Annotated in this window: 19 protein-coding genes; 14 read left to right on the top strand and 5 right to left on the bottom strand. The window is 65.7% G+C overall.

The annotated features are described in order from the left end of the window. Positions 1-65 precede the first annotated feature (65 nt). Genes BM171_RS14475 through BM171_RS14465 form a run of 3 tightly spaced genes read right to left on the bottom strand, consistent with a single transcriptional unit; the run spans position 66 to position 2,437 of the window. The gene (locus tag BM171_RS14475) at positions 66-665 is read right to left on the bottom strand and encodes a flavin reductase family protein (RefSeq protein WP_093013883.1); all 600 of its coding nucleotides are present in this window, start codon (positions 663-665) and stop codon (positions 66-68) included. A gap of 40 nt (positions 666-705) precedes the next feature. After that, positions 706-1,626 carry an SDR family NAD(P)-dependent oxidoreductase gene (locus BM171_RS14470; RefSeq protein ID WP_093013880.1) on the bottom strand — a complete coding sequence of 307 codons (921 nt, stop codon included), beginning with the start codon at positions 1,624-1,626 and terminating at the stop codon, positions 706-708. Positions 1,627-1,651: 25 nt separating this feature from the next. Next, on the bottom strand, positions 1,652-2,437 hold the full coding sequence (locus tag BM171_RS14465; RefSeq protein ID WP_175497568.1) for an IclR family transcriptional regulator: 786 nt from the start codon (positions 2,435-2,437) through the stop codon (positions 1,652-1,654). 67 nt (positions 2,438-2,504) lie between these two features. Here BM171_RS14465 and BM171_RS14460 point away from each other — a divergent pair, with 67 nt between their 5' ends. The 8 genes from BM171_RS14460 to BM171_RS14425 are packed head-to-tail and all read left to right on the top strand — an operon-like array spanning position 2,505 to position 10,878. Then, entirely contained in the window at positions 2,505-3,695 is a 1,191-nt protein-coding gene (locus tag BM171_RS14460; protein ID WP_425438951.1) for an acyl-CoA dehydrogenase family protein, read from the top strand. A gap of 2 nt (positions 3,696-3,697) precedes the next feature. Further along, positions 3,698-4,126 carry a PaaI family thioesterase gene (locus tag BM171_RS14455; protein ID WP_175497567.1) on the top strand — a complete coding sequence of 143 codons (429 nt, stop codon included), beginning with the start codon at positions 3,698-3,700 and terminating at the stop codon, positions 4,124-4,126. 30 nt (positions 4,127-4,156) lie between these two features. Then, positions 4,157-4,537 (top strand): Zn-ribbon domain-containing OB-fold protein, encoded by a 381-nt coding sequence (locus BM171_RS14450; protein ID WP_093013871.1) that lies wholly within the window; start codon positions 4,157-4,159, stop codon positions 4,535-4,537. Next, positions 4,534-5,694: a thiolase gene (locus tag BM171_RS14445; protein WP_093013868.1), complete on the top strand. Its 1,161-nt coding sequence runs from the start codon at positions 4,534-4,536 to the stop codon at positions 5,692-5,694. Before BM171_RS14450 ends, BM171_RS14445 begins: the two co-directional genes overlap by 4 nt. Next, positions 5,691-7,793: an acetate--CoA ligase family protein gene (locus BM171_RS14440; protein WP_093013865.1), complete on the top strand. Its 2,103-nt coding sequence runs from the start codon at positions 5,691-5,693 to the stop codon at positions 7,791-7,793. Before BM171_RS14445 ends, BM171_RS14440 begins: the two co-directional genes overlap by 4 nt. Next, positions 7,790-8,656 (top strand): MaoC/PaaZ C-terminal domain-containing protein, encoded by an 867-nt coding sequence (locus tag BM171_RS14435; RefSeq protein WP_093013862.1) that lies wholly within the window; start codon positions 7,790-7,792, stop codon positions 8,654-8,656. The genes BM171_RS14440 and BM171_RS14435 overlap by 4 nt, the downstream gene beginning before the upstream one ends. Next, complete coding sequence (locus BM171_RS14430; RefSeq protein WP_093013860.1) at positions 8,653-9,414, top strand: enoyl-CoA hydratase/isomerase family protein; 762 nt, start codon at positions 8,653-8,655, stop codon at positions 9,412-9,414. The genes BM171_RS14435 and BM171_RS14430 overlap by 4 nt, the downstream gene beginning before the upstream one ends. Before the next feature lie 18 nt (positions 9,415-9,432). Continuing rightward, a complete protein-coding gene (locus BM171_RS14425) occupies positions 9,433-10,878 on the top strand; it encodes a hypothetical protein (RefSeq protein WP_093013857.1) in 1,446 nt (481 codons plus the stop codon). Here BM171_RS14425 and BM171_RS14420 read toward each other — a convergent pair. Together BM171_RS14420 and BM171_RS14415 are read right to left on the bottom strand one after the other, a co-directional pair. Further along, positions 10,856-12,016, bottom strand: a complete 1,161-nt coding sequence (locus BM171_RS14420; RefSeq protein WP_093013854.1) for a CaiB/BaiF CoA transferase family protein — start codon at positions 12,014-12,016, stop codon at positions 10,856-10,858. The genes BM171_RS14425 and BM171_RS14420 overlap by 23 nt on opposite strands. Before the next feature lie 107 nt (positions 12,017-12,123). Next, positions 12,124-13,050 carry a LysR family transcriptional regulator gene (locus tag BM171_RS14415; protein WP_093013852.1) on the bottom strand — a complete coding sequence of 309 codons (927 nt, stop codon included), beginning with the start codon at positions 13,048-13,050 and terminating at the stop codon, positions 12,124-12,126. Between the two features lie 176 nt (positions 13,051-13,226). Here BM171_RS14415 and BM171_RS14410 point away from each other — a divergent pair, with 176 nt between their 5' ends. The 6 genes from BM171_RS14410 to BM171_RS14385 all read left to right on the top strand — a co-directional run bounded on the left by BM171_RS14410 (position 13,227) and on the right by BM171_RS14385 (position 19,711). Next, complete coding sequence (locus tag BM171_RS14410) at positions 13,227-14,351, top strand: TAXI family TRAP transporter solute-binding subunit (RefSeq protein ID WP_093013849.1); 1,125 nt, start codon at positions 13,227-13,229, stop codon at positions 14,349-14,351. Between the two features lie 72 nt (positions 14,352-14,423). Beyond that, positions 14,424-16,400, top strand: a complete 1,977-nt coding sequence (locus BM171_RS14405) for a TRAP transporter permease (RefSeq protein ID WP_217646719.1) — start codon at positions 14,424-14,426, stop codon at positions 16,398-16,400. A gap of 7 nt (positions 16,401-16,407) precedes the next feature. After that, positions 16,408-17,073, top strand: a complete 666-nt coding sequence (locus BM171_RS14400) for a 3-oxoacid CoA-transferase subunit A (RefSeq protein ID WP_093013846.1) — start codon at positions 16,408-16,410, stop codon at positions 17,071-17,073. Further along, positions 17,070-17,726 (top strand): 3-oxoacid CoA-transferase subunit B, encoded by a 657-nt coding sequence (locus BM171_RS14395; protein ID WP_217646717.1) that lies wholly within the window; start codon positions 17,070-17,072, stop codon positions 17,724-17,726. The genes BM171_RS14400 and BM171_RS14395 overlap by 4 nt, the downstream gene beginning before the upstream one ends. A 20-nt stretch (positions 17,727-17,746) precedes the next feature. Next, positions 17,747-18,544: a citryl-CoA lyase gene (locus BM171_RS14390; protein WP_093013843.1), complete on the top strand. Its 798-nt coding sequence runs from the start codon at positions 17,747-17,749 to the stop codon at positions 18,542-18,544. A gap of 3 nt (positions 18,545-18,547) precedes the next feature. Next, positions 18,548-19,711, top strand: a complete 1,164-nt coding sequence (locus BM171_RS14385) for an acyl-CoA dehydrogenase family protein (RefSeq protein ID WP_093013840.1) — start codon at positions 18,548-18,550, stop codon at positions 19,709-19,711. Positions 19,712-19,713: the final 2 nt, after the last annotated feature.

Here is a 19,713-nt window from a genome sequence, read left to right as displayed (position 1 = left end):
GTCGGGCGGCAAGCCTGGCGCGGGCAGCGTAGCATCTGCGCCGGACTTTGCCAGAGATCCGAAGGTCAGTCGTCAGGGCGCGTCAGCTCCCAGGCTTCCGTGACGGTGGCATAGTCGCGATAGCCCATCCGCGCGATGGGGAGCGCAGCCGCCGTGTCGAACCTGCCATTCACGATGAACTCGTCCCGGATATGGGTCTGCACGACCTGGCCGATCACGAGGTAACGCCCTGTCGCCGCGCCGTGGCGGTCCTTCAGCTCCTCGGCGGAGATCGTCACGCATTCGAGCGCGGCAGGGCTTTCCGCCACGAATGGCGCCGTTGTCTCGATGCTCTTTCCGATGGTCAGGCCCGCTTTTGCGAACTCGTTGGCTCCGTCTTCCATCGCTTCCGAGGAGATGTTCATCGCCTCCGCCAGCGCCTCGGTCGCGAGCGAGAAGGTGAACTCCCCCTGATCCCTCGCATTGACGAAGGAATGCTTCAGCCCGTCCGAGGAAAAGCAGATGAGGTTGGGGTTGTTGCCGATGGCGTTGAAGTAGGAATAGGGCCCGAGATTGGGCACGCCATTTGCGTTGAGCGTCCCGATCCAGCCGATCGGGCGCGGCGCGATGATCGCCTTGAACGGATCGAAGGGCAGGATGTCCGGGCGCGTGTCGCCGTAATGCATGGATCTGTCTCCGTTGGTTCGGGGCGTAGGCGAGTTCCGGTCAGACCGGATCCCACGAGAACACGTCCGCGGATACATCGAGCGGCAGGAAATGCGAGCGCAGCGCCGGAATCGCCCGCGCGCCGACACTCTCGATATCCCATCCTTCGCCGCCCGCATGGACCGAGCGGGTGGGGCGCGGCTGCGACATCAGGAAAATCTCGTTGTTGCGGACGGCGAAGATCTGGCCGGTGACATCCTCCGCGGCGTCCGAGGCGAGGTAGAGCGCGAGAGGCGCGATCTTCTCCGGCACCATCTCGCGCAGCTTGGCGACGCGGGCTTCCTGCTCGGGGCTGTCGACCTTGATGGACGAAGTCATGCGGCTCCAGGCGAAAGGCGCGATGCAATTGGAGCGCACGTTCCAGCGCTGCAGGTCGAGCGCCATCGACTTCGACAGGGCCGCAACGCCAAGCTTCGCTGCCGAGTAATTCGCCTGCGCGAGATTGCCGATCAGACCAGAGGTGGAGGTCATGTTGATGATCGAGCCGGAATATTGCTCGCGGAAGACGTCCGCCGCCGCGCGGGAGACGTTGAAGCTGCCATAGAGATGCACCTTGATGACGGCGTCGAAATTCTCGTAGGTCATCTTGTGAAAGAAGCCGTCGCGCAGGATGCCGGCATTGTTGATGACCGCGTCGAGCCGGCCGAACGCATCCGTCGCCTGTGCCACCATCGCCTGCGCGCCTTCGGGCTTCGAGACGTCGTCGCCGTTCGCAACCGCGCGTCCTCCGGCTTTCTCGATTTCCGAGACCACCTCGTCGGCGGCGCTCGTCTCGGCCTCGCCGGTCAGCGACGCGCCAAGATCGTTGACGACGACGCTCGCCCCGGCGCGGCCCGCCTCGATGGCGAGCGCCCGTCCGATACCGGCGCCCGCGCCGGTGACGAGAATGACTTTTTCGGTGAGCTGGTCACTATTGGACATGGTTCCTCCCATTGATAGAGTGATGTCAGGTTTTCGGCGCGCTCTCCCGGCGGCCGAAGATGTTGCGTTCGATCTGCCCGGCGGCATCCACGAGCGAGGCCGCAACGGCGTCGAGATCCGCGCGCGCATGCTGGCCGGTGATGGTGATGCTGCTCATGCCGATGCGCGGCGTTCCGGTCGCGTCGCGGGCCACGGCAGCGACGATCTCCAGGCCGCGAAAAAGGTTGCCGTGGTCAAAGGCCGTGCCGGTCTCCTTTGCGCGCTCGACATCGCGCCAATAAGCCTCGAAGCCCGGCGCATCCTGCCAGCGTACGCCGTCATAGCCGTCGCGCACGGCCTCGCGACCGAGATCGAGCGCGGCGGCATAGCAGCGCCCGATCGCGCCCGCGAAGACCGGCAGGCGGCTGTTCCGAGAGATCACCGCCTGGACGATACGCGGCGCGGTGAACCGGTCGATCAGTACGATCCGGCCCGTTTCGGTGATCTGCCAGAGCGCGATCATGACCTGCTGACGTTCGGCGATCTCGTTCATCAGCGGACGGATCAGGTCGGCGGGATTGGCGCCGAGGATCGGCGCGGCGAATTCCATGAGGCCCATTCCGATGCGGTAGGACTTTTCTTCGGGATCGAAGCTGACAAGGCCTTCGGCGGACAGGGTTCTGAGGATGTTGAACGCCGAGGAGACGTTGAGCTCGGTCTCGCGCGCGATCTGCGTTGCGCCCATCGGCGCGCCCCTTGCCGCAAGGACACGCAGGATGGTGACCGCATTCTGGACCGCCGGCACCGATTTTTGACGCTGCATGTCATGCATGATATTCACCTTGCAGAATTGCATTCAATATACAGAATGGCAGACATGGCGCAAGGGAGAGCGCCAGATGCCAAGGGAGAAGATCATGGCCAAGGATGTGAATGTGGACCCGGACGTCTTCGAGGCGTTGGTGGACAGCGTGGATCGTTTCGTGCGGGAGCGCCTCATTCCCGCGGAACGCCAGGTGGAGGAAGATGCCGAGGTTCCGGCGGCAATCGTGCAGGAAATGCGCGAGATGGGCCTCTTCGGTCTGTCGACGCCGGAAGAGTATGGCGGGATCGGCCTCAGCGCCGCGCAAGAAGCGCGGATCGTCGAATCGCTTTGCTATGCGTCTCTGTCCTTCCGCTCGCTGCTCGGCACCAATGTCGGGATCGGCTCTCAGGGCATCGTGATGGACGGCACGGACGCCCAGAAGCGCGACTGGCTGCCCGGCATCGCCTCGGGCGAGACGGTAGCGTCCTTCGCGCTGACCGAGCCTGACAACGGCTCGGACGCGGGCGGGATTCGCACCTCGGCGCGCCGCGACGGGTCCGATTTCGTCATCAACGGCACGAAGCGCTACATCACCAACGCGGTTTACGCTGGGGTCTTCACGGTCTTCGCGCGCACCGATCCCGACAGCAAGGACGGCTCCGGCGTGTCGGCGCTGCTGGTCCCGGCGGACACTCCCGGCATCACCGTGGCGGAGCCTGACCGCAAGATGGGTCAGCGCGGCACCAAGACCTCGGACGTGATCTTCGAGGATGTGCGCGTGCCCGAAAGCGCGATCATCGGCGGACCGGAAAACCTGAACAAGGGCTTCCGCACCGCGATGAAGGTCCTCGACCGGGGCCGCATCCATGTGGGCGCGATGGCGGTTGGGCAGGGCCAGCGGATGCTCGACATCGCGACCGATTACGCGCTCGAACGCAAGCAGTTCGGTAAGCCGATCGGAGAGCACCAGCTCGTCCAGGGGCTTCTGGCCGATTGCCAGGCGGACCTGCAGGCGGGTCGCGCACTCGTCCGCGCCACGGCCGACACGTTCGACCGCGAAGGCAAGGCGATCCTCGAGGCCTCCTGCACCAAGTATTTCTGCACGGAGATGGCCGGCCGTATCGCCGACCGCGCGCTGCAGGTGCATGGCGGTGCGGGCTACATGTCCGAATACGATATCGAGCGGTTCTACCGCGATGTGCGGCTTCTGAGGATCTACGAAGGCACCAGCCAGATCCAGCAGCTCATCATCGCGCGGCGCACGCTCGCGGCACGGGCCGGCTGAGCATGGCCGACCGGGAAGAGCCGCGCGGCGCGGACGCGATGCCGCCGCAATCGGAATTCGCCAAGCTTGCCGGTATCCGGCTTGTCGAGGCGACGCTCGACCGCGTGGTGTGCGAGATGCACGTGACCGAGACGCTCACCAACCGCAACGGCGTCCTGCATGGCGGCGCGATGATGACGCTGGCTGACAATGCCGCGGGCAGCGTCGCCTTCATCAACATCCCGGCCTCGAAATCGAACACCACGATCGAAGCCAAGACCAACTTTTTGCGCGGCGTGAAGGTCGGCGACACGGTGACGGCGACCTGCACGCCCATCCACCGTGGCCGCACGACGCTCGTCCTGCAGGTCGTGATGACCCGCAGCGACGGCAAGCAGGCCGCGGTGACGACGCAGACGCATCTTGTTCTCGACTGGAACGGCGAGGGCTGAGGCGCTGCAGATATGGGAGGAACCAACACGATGACAGACACCGCGCCGGACCGGGCCGGTCCCGAAGCGACCTACGCTGCCTTTCTCGAAGAGGGGCGCTTCATGATCCAGAAAGCGAAAAGCACCGGCGAGTACGTCTTCTACCCGCGCGTCGTCACGCCTTCGGGCGCGACCGACCTTGAATGGGTCGAGGCGAAAGGCACGGGCACGCTCTACGCGATCACGGTCAATCGCTCCCGGCAGGGCGCGTGGAATGTCGCGCTCGTCGATCTCGATGAGGGCGTTCGGATGATGTCCACCTTGCCCGGCGTCGAGACCGCCGAGATCGGCGCGAAGCTCAGGGCGCGGATCGAGACCGGCGAAGACGGCCCGCGCGTCGTCTTCGATCTCGCGGAAGGAGGTGCGGCATGAGCGGCCAGGCGAAGGATCTGCGCGGCAAGGCCGCAATCGTCGGCATGGCGACGGCCGGGATCGGCGAGGCGCACGGCTTTTCGGCGATGGAACTGCTGGGCCAGGCGGCGATCGCGGCGGTGCGCGATGCGGGGCTTGAATTGCCCGATGTCGACGGCGTCTTTGCCGCGACGTCCTCCCATGCCTTCCCGACCATGAGCGTTGTCGAATATCTGGGTTTGCGCCCGCGCTTCTTCGACAGCACGAATGTGGGTGGATCGAGCTTCGAGATGCATCTCCTGCAGGCGACGATGGCGCTCGATGCGGGGCTCTGCGATGTCGCGCTCGTCTGCTACGGCTCGAACCAGCGCACGGCAGGGGGCAAGCTCGTCTCCATGTCGGAGCCGCAATGGCACGAGACCCCCTACAAGCCGCGTCACCCGATCACCGCCTACGGTCTCGCGGCGAGCCGGCACATGGCCGAATACGGCACGACCCGCGAGGATCTGGCCGAGGTGGCGCTCGCGGCGCGCGGCTGGGCGAACCTCAATCCCGAGGCTTTCGCGCGCGGCCCTCTCACGAAGGAGGAGGTGCTCGGCGCACGGATGATTTCCGATCCGCTGACCAAGTCCGATTGTTGCCTCGTGACCGACGGCGCCGCGGCGGTCGTTCTGACCCGCGCGGATCGCGCGAAGGATCATCACGAGGCGCCCGTCTACGTGATGGGTGTCGGCGCGGCCAACTACCATCGCTCCATCGTGGAGATGCCGGATCTGACGACGACCGCCGCTGTCGACAGCGGCAACCGCGCCTTCGAGATGGCGGGAGCGCGGCGTGAGGACATGGACGTGGTCATGCTCTACGACGCGTTCACCATCAACACGCTCCTCTTCCTCGAGGATCTCGGCTTCTGTCCGAAAGGCGAGGGTGGACGGTTCGTGCAAGACGGCCGGATCGCGCCGGGCGGCGAGCTTGCGGTCAATACGAATGGTGGCGGTCTGTCCTGCGTGCATCCGGGCATGTACGGGCTCTTTCTCATTGCCGAGGCGGTGACGCAGCTGCGTGGCGCGGGCGGCGAGCGGCAGATCGCGGACGCGACGATGGCGCTCTGCCACGGCAATGGCGGCACGCTGTCCAGTCAATGCACCGCGATCCTCAGCACGGAGGCGGCGCTATGACCTCTCTTCCCGATATCGACGGGCTTCTCGCGCCGAAAAGCGTGGCCATCATCGGCGCATCGGACGATCCGACCCGGATCGGCGGGCGGCCCATCGCGGCGATGCTGCGCTCCGGGTACAAGGGTCGCATCCTGCCGGTGAACCCCAAGCGAGAGACCGTGCAGGGCGTGCCGTGTTACGCCTCGGTCGCGGACTTGCCCGAAGCCCCGGACGCCGCGCTGATCGCGGTGCCCGCAAAGCTCGTGCCCGAGACGATCACCGCGCTTGGCGAGAAAGGCTGCAAGGCCGCGACGCTCTTCTCGGCCGGTTTTGCGGAGACCGGTGCGGATGGGGAAGCGGCGCAGCGCGATCTCGTGGCGCTCGCCGCGCAACACGGGCTGAGGCTGCTCGGGCCGAACACGCTCGGCGTCTACAACGTCGATATCGGCTATTACGGAACCTTTTCCTCCTCGCTCGATACGGGCTACCCGCTGCCTGGAAATATCGGCATCGCCAGTCAGTCGGGCGCGTTCGGCGCGCATTTAGGGGCGCTGGCACGCGACCGCAGGCTCGGCTCCTCCATCCTGATGACGACCGGCAACGAAGCCGACATCTCGGTCGCCGACGCGATCCGCTGGATGGCCGAGAGCGACACGACCCAGGTCATCTGCGCTTACATGGAGGCGATCAACGATGCGCCGGCCTTCCTCGCCGCGCTCGATGCCGCGCGCGCGGCGGGAAAGCCCGTTTTCGCGCTGAAGGCCGGACGCTCCGCGGTCGGCTCGCAGGCGGCGGCCTCGCATACCGCCTCGCTGACGGGTGATGCCGCCGTCGCGGATGCGGTGCTCGAGGATCACGGGGCGATCGTGGTGCGCGACCCGCAGACGATGATGGATTACGCCTATGTCGCCTCGAAGCGGGTGTTCCCGAAGAGCCATTCGCTGGGTGTCATCACGGTTTCTGGCGGTGCGGGCATCGTCACCTCGGACGAGGCCGAGCGTATCGGCTTCCCGATGCCCGCGATGCCCGAGGCTGCCCAATCCAGGCTGAAAGAGATCCTGCCCTATGCCTCGCCCGCCAATCCGCTCGATTGCACGGCGCAGGCGCTGAACGATCCCTCGCTGCTCGAGACGTTCACCCGCGCCGCGCTCGAAGAGGGCGGATACGGCGCGATCCTGAGCTTTTTGACCTACGTGGCCGGCAGCCCCGCGCTCTGCGAGACGATCCTCGAGGCGACACGGCCGCTGCGAGAGGCCTATCCAGACCGGATCATCGCCTTCTGCGCGCTCGGCGATCCCGAGGTTCTGCGCCGCTACGACGAGGCGGGCATTCTTGTCTTCGACGATCCGTGCCGCGCGGCGCGCGCGCTCGACATGGCGTGTCGCCTTGGCGCCGCGCGGGAGCGAGCTGTGCGCGAGCGGCCCGGCGCGTTGGACGTGGATCTTCCAAGCGCGACACCGAACGAGGCGGAGGCGCAACGGCTCCTTGGCGAGGCAGGCATTCCCGCTGCGCCGCAAGACGCCGTGAAGAGCGCCGAGGCCGCCACCGCTGCCGCTGACCGGATGGGCTACCCGGTCGTCCTGAAGATCCTGTCGCCCGACATCCTGCACAAATCCGACATCGGCGCGGTGCGGCTGAACCTTGGGGATGCCGATGCCGTGCGGGAGGCCTATGCCGCTATCGAAGAGGCTGTCGCGAAGAAAGCGCCGGCCGCGCGCATCGAGGGCATGCTGGTCGCAAAGCAGCTCTCGGGCGGTGTCGAATGTCTGATGGGGGTAAGCCGCGATCCGACCTTCGGCCCTGTCGCGGTCTTCGGTCTTGGCGGCATCTTCGTCGAGATCCTGAACGACGTCGCGATGAAGCCGTGCCCCTTCGACGAGGAAACGGCGCGCGAGATGATCCTTTCGATCCGCGGCGCGGGAATCCTGCAAGGCGCGCGCGGGCAGGCGCCCGCCGATATCGACGCGCTGGCGCGGATGCTCTCGAAGCTCTCGCGCTTTGCCGCAGGCGCAGGGGAGCGGCTCGTCTCCATCGACCTCAACCCGGTCGTCGCAATGCCGGAGGGCGAGGGCGCCTTCGCGCTCGACGCGGTCATCGAAGTGGAGGAGGGCGCAAAATGAGCATCGACTACGACCACCTGATGAATTTCGACATTCCCGAAGTGCGGCAAAGCTACGGGCCGCGCGACTGGGGCCTCTACGCGCTCTCGGTCGGAATGGGTCACGATCCGATGGATGCTAAGGAACTCGCCTTCCTCGCGGCGCTCGACGATGACCGTCGCGTGATGCCGGCCATCGTCAACGTGCTCGGCCATCCCGGCTTCTGGCTCAGCGATCCGGCGACGGGCGTCGACGCGCTTCGGCTCGTTCACGGCGAGCAGGGCATGACGATCCATGCCGATCTGCCCGAAGAGGCGACGATCATCGGCAAGACGCGCGTGACCGGCCTCGTGGACAAGGGCGAGGGGAAGGGCGCGCTCCTCTACTACGAGAAAACGCTGAAGGACGAGGCGACCGGCACACATCTGGCGACCTGCCGGGGCACGACCTTCCTGCGGGGCGATGGCGGCTTCGGTGGACCCGACGGGCCGGTGAAGACACCGCACATCCTGCCGGAGACACCGCCCGATCACGCGTTCGAGGCCAAGACCCGGCCCGAACAGGCGCTGCTGTATCGCTGGAATGCGGATCCAAACCCCTTGCACCTCGATCCGCGCGTCGCCGAGCGTGCGGGCTTCGAACAGCCGATCCTGCACGGGCTCTGCACCTTCGGCTGTGCGGCCCACGCGCTGCTGGCGGTTCTCTGCGAGCATGATCCGGCGCGCTTCGGCAGCATGGATGCCCGCTTTACCGCCCATGTCTTCCCCGGAGAGACGCTCCGGACGGAAGTCTGGGCCGATGGCTCCTTCCGTACCATCGCGGTGGAGCGCGACAAGGTGGTGATCGGAAACGGGTTGTTCCAATACAGGGGAGAAGGCGCATGAGCCTCGATGTCACGACCGAGGGCGACGGAATCCGCGTCCTCACGCTCAACGATCCGGAGCGGCGCAATCCGCTGGGTCACGCACTCCGGATCGAGCTTGCCGCGGCGCTGTCCGAGGCAGAGGCAGACGCCGCGGTCCGCGCGGTCGTTCTGACCGGCGCAGGCGGGCATTTCTGCGTCGGCGGCGATATCCGCGACCAGGGAGAGCGCAGCGCCTCCCAGCACCGCGAACGCTTCGCGGTCATCAAGGACATGGTGGGCCGCATGGTCCGCTTCTCGAAGCCTCTCGCCGTTGCGGTCGAGGGCTGGGCAGCGGGCGGCGGCATGGCGCTGGCAATGGCCGCGCCGCTCGTCGTCGCCTCGCGCGAGGCGCGGTTCGTCGCAAGCTTCACCAAGATCGGGCTCGTCCCGGATATGGGCCTTCTGACGACGCTGCCGATGCGTGTCGGTCCGGCCAAGGCGCGGCGCATCATCCTGACGAACGCGCCGATCAAGGCGGAAGAGGCCGAGCGGATCGGAATGGTCGAGACGCTCAGCGATCCGGGTGCCGCGCTTCAGGATGCGATGGCGCTCGTGGACGAAGAGGCCAAGGCCGCGCCACTGCCACGGCACTTCATCACCGACTGGTTCGCACGCGGCGTGGACGAGGCGCTCGATTTCGAGCGTCAGGTCCAGCCACAGCTTCTCAACAGCGCCGATGCCGCCGAGGGCCGCGCGGCCTTTTTCGAGAAACGCGCGCCGGTCTTTACCGGGACATAACGCCAGGCGGAGAAGTCCATGAGCCAAGCGTCAGGTGACGGCGCGGCAGTGACGCGGCACGGGTCGGCGCAGCTTCGCGCGGGATTGATGGGGGTCGTCATCGTCTCGGCGATCCTGTCGGTCTTCGTCGGATCGCTCTGGCTCGATATCCTGGCCTCGAGCGCGCTGGCCCTTTTCCTGCTTCTTGCCTGGAGGCAATTCAGCGTTGGCACCTGGGTGCCGCTGATCCTGTCGATAGGCGCAATGGCGATCGCGCTCTGGCAAGCCGTTCCCGGCGACGTGCTGGTTTCCGCGATGGAGCGGATGATCTTCCTCGCCTCGCTGATCGCCGTCCTGAACACGCTTCGCTCGGCCGCGCTTCTGGCGCCCGAGGTCGCACGGGCAGGGGCATTCCTGACGAGCCAGCCCGCCTCGCGGCGATACGTCTCTCTTTCGCTCGGGGGGCATCTTTTCGGCGTGCTGATCAATTTCGGCGGGCTCGCGCTGCTCCTCGATCTTGCCAAGCGCTCGATGGACAGCGCCGCAAGCCAAGCCCTGCCCGAAGAGATCCGCGAGGTGAAACTGCGCCGGATGTCGCTGGCGACGATGCGCGGCTTCGGGCTCATCTCGCTCTGGTCGCCGCTCGGCTTTGCAACGAACGCGGTTCTCATCACCCTGCCGGGCCTCGTCTATACCGATTTCGCGCCAATCGGCTTTGCGATGTCCTTCGTCTTCATCGGCGTCGGCTGGCTCTTCGACCGGGTCGAGGGGCGCCGCTACCGCGCGATGGCGCTGCCGCGACCCGCACCGCCGCAAGGCGCGTGGCTCGGCGCGGCGACGCTCGTTCTGCACGTTCTCATCGTCGGAGGATCGGTGTTTCTGGTGCACGGGCTGACGCGCCTGACCTTCCAGGAAGCGCTGATCCTCGTCGTGCCAAGCTACGCGGTTCTCTGGTCCGCCGTCTCGGGCTTTCGGCGCGGGGCGGGTGCGGCCGGCGGCGTGCGCGAGGCGTTTGCGGATTATCGCGCGCGCCTGCCCTGGATGGGCGCGGAGGTCGGCGTCTTCGCCTCGGCAGGCTTCTTGCCGGTGACGCTTTTGGCGCTGGTGCCGGTGGAGGCGGTTCAGGGACATGTGGCCGCGCTCGGTCTCGGCGCGGTGCCGCTTGCGGTGGGGATCGCGATCGGCATCCTGGCGTTCGCCATGCTCGGGATCAATCCGATCGTGTCTACTTCCGTGCTGGGCTCGGTGGCGTTCCAGCTTGAGGTGCCGGGACTCACCCCGCAGGTCATCGCGCTGGCGGCGATGGGCGGATGGACCTCTGTGATCGGCCTCTCGCCCTTCATCACGACGATCATTCTAGCATCATCGATCCTGAAACGGTCGGTCTGGCGCGTCGGGCCGGGCTGGAACGGGCCCTATTGCCTGTCCGTTCTTGCGATCTGGCTGACCTTTCTCGTCATGCTCATGTGGACCGGGCGCGTCTGAGCGGCGCGGCTGCGCCAAACTCCGCGCGGATCGCTTCGCCATGCTCGTCGAGTTTCGGTACCGCTCCGCGCTCGAACCGGCGGCCTCCGTCGACAAGCGCGGGCGGCGCGGGAAAGGCGACGGCCGCGCCGTCCGGCGTGACGACCTCGGAGGTGCTGGTATGCGGGTGCGCGATGAGACCGTCCAGATCGTTGACGCTGGCAAACGCCGTATCCGAGGCGAGCAGCCGTTCGGTCATCTCCGCCTCGCTACGCGTTGCGATCATATCGGCGATCACGGCGTCGACCTCGGCCCTATTCGCAACGCGTGCATTGTTGGTCTCGAACCCCGGTGCATCGACAAGATCGGGCCGCTGCATGACGTCGCGGGCGAAGATCGCCCATTCGCGGTCGTTCTGGATCGAAATGAGGAGAGGGCGCGCATCGCGCGTGGAGAAGACGCCGTAGGGCGAGATGGAGGGATGTGCGAGACCTATCCGTTGCGGCGGCTTGCCCGCCGCGGCATGCAGGTAGGGCACCGCCAGCCAATCGGCTATGACGTCGAACATCGACAGGCGGATATCGCTGCCGCGCCCGGTCACACCGCGCTGGATCAGGCTTTCGAGGATCGCCGATTGCGCGGCGGCCCCGGTCGCGATGTCCACGATAGAGATTCCGACGCGGGCCGGCTCGGACGGGCCGCCGGTGACGCTGGCAAGTCCCGATTCCGCCTGGATCAGCAGATCGTAAGCTTTTCGCTGGGCGTAGGGGCCGGTCTCGCCATAGCCGCTGATGGAGCAGGTGACGAGACGCGGGTTCCGATCGCGCAGCACATCCGTACCGAGCCCCTTGCGAGCCAATGCGCCGGGCTTGAGGTTCTGAACGAAGACATCCGCGCGGTCCGTCATCGACAGAAGCACATCGCGATCCGCGTCCTCGCGCAGGTCGAGCGCGACCGATTGCTTGCCGCGGTTCAGCCAGACGAAGTAGCTGCTCTCGCCGCCTGCTGCGCTGTCATAGCCCCGCGCGAAATCGCCTTCCGGCCGTTCGACCTTGATGACGCGCGCACCTGCATCTGCGAGGCGGGATGTGCAATATGGTGCTGCGACGGCCTGTTCGATCGACACGACCGTCAGCCCGTCAAGCGGTGCGCGGGCCATCCTGTCTCCTCCCTCGGATCACGACATGGTTCCAGAGTAGGAGGACCCAACCCATGCCGCAACGACGCATCGAGCATTTCAGACATGCCCTTGAGGCATGAGATGCTTTACAACGTCGTGCCGGGCCACGCGCCCGATGCGGAGAGGCGGTGCACCTCCTCGATCAGGAAGTCCGAGAACCCCGCGCTCAGCCGCGAGGCGGGCCGGTTCAAAGGCGTCATGAGGATCAGCGTGCGATCGATGGAGCGGCGGATGATCGGCCGCGCGATGAGCCGCCCCGAGGCGACATGCTCGTTGACCGACATCAGCGGCAGGATCGTCGCGCCGAGCCCGCGATCCACGAAGGCCAGCATGGTCGGGAGGATGTCGATCTCGAGCCGGACATCCAGTTCGATCCCCTGGTCGGACGCGATCTGGTCGATCCGCTTGCGAAGCCCGTGTTCGGGATTGGGCAAGATCAGAGGCTGGGCCAGCGCCTCGCTCGCCGTGATGGGGGTGCCGTCCCGCACGCCCTCCTGTTCTCCGCGTTGGATCAGGAAAAGCTGTTCCATGATAATGGCTTGGCTCTTGATCGCGGAGCTTTTCTGGCCCTCGTAGGCAACGCCGAGGTCAATTGCGCCGCGTATCAACCAATCCTGAACGTGACCCGAGAAGCCCGACACGATCCTGAGTTTCACCTCCGGATGCGTCTCCATCGTGCGTTCGATGAGATGGGTGGCCAGTACCTCCGCGACCGTGGGCGGCAGCCCGAGCGTGATCGTTCCTGAAAGGGTCTTTTGCGCGCCGGAGACGTCCGTCGCGAGATCGTCGATATCCTCGAGGATCACGCGGGCGCGCGCGGCAAGGCGCAGGCCTTCCTCTGTCGGCATGACGCCCCGTCCATGACGCCGCAGGAGCGGCACGGCAAGCTCGTCCTCCAGCGCTTTGACCTGCCGACTGAGAGCGGGCTGTGCGATGTTCAGACGCTCTGCCGCCGCCGTGATGCTGCTCAGCTCGACGATCTGGACGAAGTTACGAAGTTGCCGGATATCCATTACATGCCGTTTCGGTATCGCTGATATATGAATAATGCATTTGTGTCATAGGCTACGACCCGACACCTTCACGTCAAGGGCAAACCCCCGCGAGAGACGCGTCTTGCGGCGCAGGTTCGGCAGAGGAGGCCGGACCGCTCAGGGGCCCCGCTCTGAATGTAAGGGAGGACATTATCATGAACGTCAGAATGAAACTCGGCGTCGCCGCGGCCGCGCTGATGGCCGCAGCACCGCTTCACGCGCAGGAGATGCCGGATACGATGGTCTGGACGTCCTACGATGTGGGTTCGGCCGGCTACGCCGAAGCGTCGGCCATCGCGGACGCCTTCGGCAAGGAATACGGCACGCGCGTGCGTATCCAGCCCTCGGGCAGCGGCATCGGCCGTCTGCAGCCGCTTCTGCAAGGGCGCGCGGACTACGCATTCCTTGCGACCGAAGCCTTCTTCATCGGCGAGGGCGCATATGATTTCGCAACGCCCGATTGGGGTCCGCACCAGCTGCGCGCTGTCGCGGGGCGCCCGGCGGGCATCACGCTCATCGCGGCGGGTGACGCAGGCATCGACACGGTAGAGGACGCCGCAGGCAAGCGCATCGCCTTTGTCGCGGGCAACCCGTCGGTCAACGTGAAATGCGAGGCGATCCTCGCTTTCGGTGGTCTGACGCTCGACGATGTCGAGGTCATCACCTTCCCGACCTACAGTGCCGCAATGTCCTCGATGACGCGCAACGAGGCGGATGCCACCTGCACCACGCCCACGACCAGCCAACTCTACGAGCTGGCCGAGAGCCCGCGCGGCATTCACTACGCACCGCTCGAGCCGGGCAATGATGCAGGCTGGGACCAGCTTCTCGAAGTGCTGCCGATCATGAGCCCGTCCGAAGAGGATGTGGCCGCGGGCCTTGCGGAAGGCGAGACGGCCAAGATGGCGGCCTACCGCTATCCGGTCATCACCACGACGGCCGAAAAGTCTGCCGACGAGGTCTATACCTTTATCAAGGCGCTCGACGAGACCTTCGATATGTACAAGGACGGCACCGCGGCGATGTCGCGCTGGACGCTCGAGCGCTCGGGCAAGCCGGCGATCGATATTCCGTTCCACGAAGGCGCGATCCGCTACCTCGAGGAGATCGGCATCTGGACCGAAGAGGACCAGGCCTGGAACGACCAGCGCCAGGCGCGCATGGACGCCTTGGTCGAGGCCTGGGACAGCTTCTCCTCGGAGAACAGCGATATGTCCGACGAGGAATTCGCCGAAGCCTGGATGGAGCGCCGGAGCGAAGTCATCTCCTCGATGAACTAAGCCGCGCTCTCATCATCCCCCGGCGCGGAGCCCGCGCCGGGGACATGCTTTTTCGCCTGTTCAGGATCTCCCATGACGTCTCAGAGCGACCGCGACGGTGCCGACGACGCACCCCTCGCAGCCCCCGCACATCTTGCCGCCGCCGAGGACGATGCCCCGCTGCCGCGCCGCCACAAGGCCGTCCGGATCTGCGTGATGATCCTTGGCGCGCTCGGCGTCCTTCTGGCGGTGAACCAGCAGTTTCTTCTGAATATCTTCGGTTTCCAGCCGCTCGGGAACTCCTATCTCTACTACCTGATCGGCATCTTCCTCGCGACGGCATTCCTGACTCTCCCGATCTCGACGGCGCTGACCGGACGATTGATCTGGCTGAACGTGCTACTCGCGATCCTCGCGCTGGTCAGTGCGGGCTATCTCGGTTTCCACGGACTCGACATCATCCAGAAGGGCTGGGAATACGACGCGCCGCTGATGGCCGACATCATGGCCTCGATTTTGATCGTGCTCGTGCTTGAGGGTGTGCGCCGCGCTGGCGGGCCGATCCTGCTTGCGACGGCGCTCCTGTTCGGAACCTTTCCGCTTTATGCCGGGCACATGCCGGGCTTTCTCTGGGGGACGCAATTCGCGCCCATCGAGACGGTGCGTGCCCACGTCCTCGGTGTCGAGAGCATCATCGGTATCCCGATGCAGGTCGTGGCCGAACTGGTCATCGGCTTCGTGATCTTCGGCTCGGTGCTTGTCATCACCAAGGGCAGCGACTTCTTCATGGAACTCGCCTCCGCGCTCCTGGGGCACAGCCGGGGCGGACCCGCCAAGGTCGCCGTGATGGGCTCGGGCATCCTCGGCTCGCTGTCGGGCAGCGTGATCTCCAACATCCTGACCTCGGGGCCGTTCTCTATCCCGACGATGCGGAAAGTGGGCTACCCTGCAAATTACGCCGCCGCGATCGAGAGCTGCGCCTCCACCGGCGCGACGCTGATGCCGCCGGTCATGGGGACGGTGGCGTTCGTCATGGCCTCTTTCCTCGGCGTTCAATACTCGACCATTGTCATCGCCGCGGTCATTCCGGCGCTCCTCTTCTACGCGGCGCTCCTGTTTCAGGTGGATATGTTCGCCGCCCGGCGCGGCCTGCACGGGCTCGATCGCAGCGAGACGCCCGACATCCTGCCCGTGCTCCTTCGCGGCTGGCCCTATCTTCTGTCCTTGGCGGTGCTGATCTTCGTGCTGATGGGGCTGCGGCTTGAGGCGCGGTCTCCCTATTACGCCTCGGCGGTGATGCTGATCGCAACGGCCTTCAACCGCGAGACGCGTCTCACGCTGACGCGCGCCAGGGATCTGCTGCTCGATGTCGCCCGTAACGTCGCGAACCTGGTCGCGGTCTTGTGCGGGATCGGTCTTGTCGTGGGCGGTCTGTCCTATACCGGCGTCGCCGGGGCGTTCTCGCGCGAACTCCTCCTCTATGCGGGCGGCAATACCGCGCTGATGCTGATCGCAGGCGCAGTCACAAGCTTCGTGCTCGGCATGGGGATGACGGTCACGGCCTGCTACATCTTCCTGTCGATCCTGCTCGCCCCTGCGCTGGTGCAGGCGGGGCTCAACCCGATCGCAAGCCACCTCTTCATCCTCTACTGGGGCATGTTGAGCTACATCACGCCGCCCGTCGCGCTGGCCGCGATCACAGCGGCGAATGTCGCGGGCTCAAAGCCGATGCAGACGGGCTTTACGGCGATGCGCCTGGGCCTGCCGCTCTTCGTGCTGCCGTTCATCTTCGTCTACGATCCGGCGCTCATCATGGTGGGCAGCTGGGTGAACATCGCCGAGCGCGTGTTCATCACGCTGATCGCGCTCTGGGCGATCACCTCCGCTTTCGAAAGCTGGATTTACCGGGTCGGCCGGATCGACCTTCCGAGCCGCGTCGTCTTCGGCGCGGGCGGACTTCTGATCATCTTCCCCGAGCTCACGACGAGCCTGATCGGCGCCAGCCTCCTGGTCGCGGTGATCGCTTTCAACCTTCTGATGCAGCGCCGCCGCGGCGATGCGAACGCCTGAGGACAGCATGGACAAACGCGCAGACAGTCTTGCCACCGCAGTGGCTCCGATCCCTGACGGTGCATCGGTCATGATCGGCGGGTTCGGATCGTCGGGTATCCCGTTCGGACTGATCGACGCTCTCCTGGAACAGGGCGCGACCGACCTGACGATCATCTCAAACAATGCCGGGGCCGGAGAGACCGGGATCGCCAAGCTTCTGAAGGCGGGCCGGGTGGCGAAAGTCATCTGCTCCTATCCGCGCTCTCCCGGCTCGATCTGGTTCGAGAAGCGCTACGAGGCCGGGGAGATCGACCTCGAGGTCGTCCCGCAAGGCACGCTCGCCGAGCGTATCCGCGCGGCGGGCGCAGGGATCGGCGGCTTCCTGACGCCCACCGGCTACGGCACGCGCCTCGCCGAGGGCAAGGAGGTGCGGGAGATCGACGGGCAGGGCTACGTGATGGAAGCCCCGCTGCCCGCGGATTTTGCGCTCATTCGGGCGGCGCGTGGCGACAAGTGGGGCAATCTCGGCTTCCACGCCACGGCGCGCAACTTCAACCCGGTGATGGCGATGGCCGCCGATCATGCCATCGCCGAGGTGCGCGCGCTGTCTGCCGATCCGCTCGATCCCGAAACCGTCGTGACGCCCGGCATCTTTGTCGATTGCGTCGTGGAATACGAGGTGCGCCCATGAGCGATGTCGCCGAACAGCTGACCCGTCTCAGCGATGCCGAGCTTGCAGCCCGCGTGGCCGAGGACATCCCCGACGGCTCTTACGTCAATCTCGGGATCGGCAAGCCGACCCATGTCTCGGGATACGTGCCCGAGGGGCGCGAGGTGATCTACCATTCCGAGAACGGCATCATCGGTGTCGGCCCACCCCCGCCCGAAGGCGAAGAGGATGTCGAGCTCATCGATGCGAGCAAGCGTTACGTCACCGCCGCGCCGGGCGCGGCCTATTTCGACCATCCCGACAGTTTCGCGATGATGCGCGGCGGGCATATCGATATCGCTGTCCTCGGGGCCTACCAGGTGGCGCAGAACGGCGATCTCGCAAATTGGGCGACGCTCGACGAGAAGTTCCCGCCTGCGGTCGGAGGCGCGATGGACCTTGTCGCCGGGGTGAAGACCATCTTCGTGATGATGCGGCACCAGAACCGCGACGGCAGCCCCAAGCTCCTTGAGCGCTGCACCTATCCGCTGACCGGCCTCGGTGTCGTCAGCCGGGTCTATACCGACCTCGCGGTCCTCGACGTGACGCCCGAGGGGTTCCGCCTCGTCGACCTTGCAAAGGGCAATGACCTCGAGGCCGTGCGCGCCGTGACCGGGGCCCCGATCCATACCTGAAACGAAGGAGCGCAACGCTTATGGCGAAACGCAAGGAGAACCTCACCTCCGAGATCGGCTGGAGCACGCCGGACGAGATCAACGTGCGCGGCCTCGACCTGCCGTCCGAGATCTTGGGCGAGATGAATCTCGGCGATCTGGCCTTTCTGCTGCTCAAGCATCGTAAACCAAGCCCCGAGGAAAGCCGCGTCTTCAACGCCATTGTCGTCACGCTGGTGGAGCATGGTCTGACGCCGTCGGCGCTTGTTGCCCGGATGACATATCTCGGCGCGCCCGAGGCGTTGCAGGCGGCGGTCGCGGCGGGGCTTTCGGGGCTCGGCACGGTCTTCGTGGGCTCTATGGAGGGCGCCGCGAAGATGCTGTCCGAGGCGCTGGACGGCGTGACCGATCCGGACCTCGACGCCATCGCGGATCGTCTCGTTGCAGATTTCGCCGAGCGCCGGCAAATCATCCCTGGCCTCGGCCATCCGGTGCACAAGCCCGTCGATCCACGCACGCCGCGCCTGTTCGAGATCGCGGCGGAGAACGGGCTCTCGGGCGATTACATCGCGCTCATCCAGAAGGTTCAGGAACGGGCCGAGGCCGCGCGCGGCAAGTCGCTGCCGATCAACGCCACGGGGGCGATTGGCGCGATTTCCAGCGAGCTTGGCCTGCCGTGGCACATCGTGCGCGGTCTTGGGGTCATGGGCCGGTCCATCGGTCTCGTGGGCCACGTCCTCGAAGAGCGCGAAAACCCGATATCGGCAGAGATCTGGCTGCGCGCCGAGGAGGAAATTCTGAAAAACAACGGGCCCGACGCGACGGGCAAGGGAGACTGAGACGTGAAGACCTCTGCGCCTGACCAGCATGACGACCTGCGCGATGCCCTGCGCGCACTTTGCGCCGAATTCCCGGCAGAGTATCACCGCAAGCATGGCGCTGCGGAGACGTATCCCGAGGAGTTCATCGACGCGCTGACAAAGGCCGGATGGCTTGCCGCGATGATCCCCGAAGAGTTCGGCGGATCGGGCCTGGGGCTTACCGAAGCCTCGATCGTCATGGAGGAGATCAACCGCTGCGGCGGCAATGCCGGGCATTGTCACGGGCAGATGTACAATATGGGCACGCTCCTGCGCCACGGCTCTGACGAGCAGAAGGCGCGATACCTGCCCAAGATCGCCTCGGGCGATCTGCGCTTGCAATCGATGGCCGTGACCGAACCCACGACCGGCACTGACACGACGAAGCTGAAGACCACCGCCGTGCGCAAGGGCGACCGCTACGTCGTGAACGGGCAGAAGGTCTGGATCAGCCGTGTGCAGCATTCCGACCTGATGATCCTGCTGGCGCGCACGACACCGCTGGCCGATGTCCAGCGCAAGTCCGAGGGACTGTCGGTCTTCCTGCTGGAGCTTGATCAAGTGATCGGCAAGGGGATGGACGTCAAACCCATTCCGAACATGGTCGGACACGAGACGAACGAGCTTTTTTTCGATGATCTGGAAATCCCCGCCGACACGCTGATCGGCGAGGAGGGGAAAGGCTTCCGCTACATCCTCGACGGGCTCAACGCCGAACGGGCGCTGATCGCGGCGGAATGCATCGGAGACGGCTACTGGTTCGTCGACCAGGCGTCGCGCTATGCCGGGGAGCGGCAGGTCTTCGGGCGGCCCATCGGCCAGAACCAGGGCATCCAGTTTCCAATTGCCCGCGCGTTCGCCCATGTCGAGGCAGCGAACCTCATGCGGTTCGAAGCCTGTCGCCGGTTCGACGCGATGGAGCCGTCGGGCGCGCAGGCGAACATGGCCAAGCTGCTGGCAGCCGATGCCTCGTGGGAGGCGGGCAATGCCTGCATCCAGACCTTCGGCGGGTTCGGCTTCGCGGAAGAATACGACGTCGAGCGGAAATTCCGCGAAACCCGGCTCTACCAGGTTGCCCCGATCTCGACGAACCTCATCCTGTCCTATGTCGCCGAGCATATCCTCGGCATGCCACGGAGTTTCTGAGG

Source organism: Roseivivax halotolerans, assembly GCF_900115815.1.
GTDB lineage: Bacteria > Pseudomonadota > Alphaproteobacteria > Rhodobacterales > Rhodobacteraceae > Roseivivax > Roseivivax halotolerans.
Note: the sequence above shows the minus strand (reverse complement) of the source record. Positions and strands in the feature narration are given on the sequence as shown.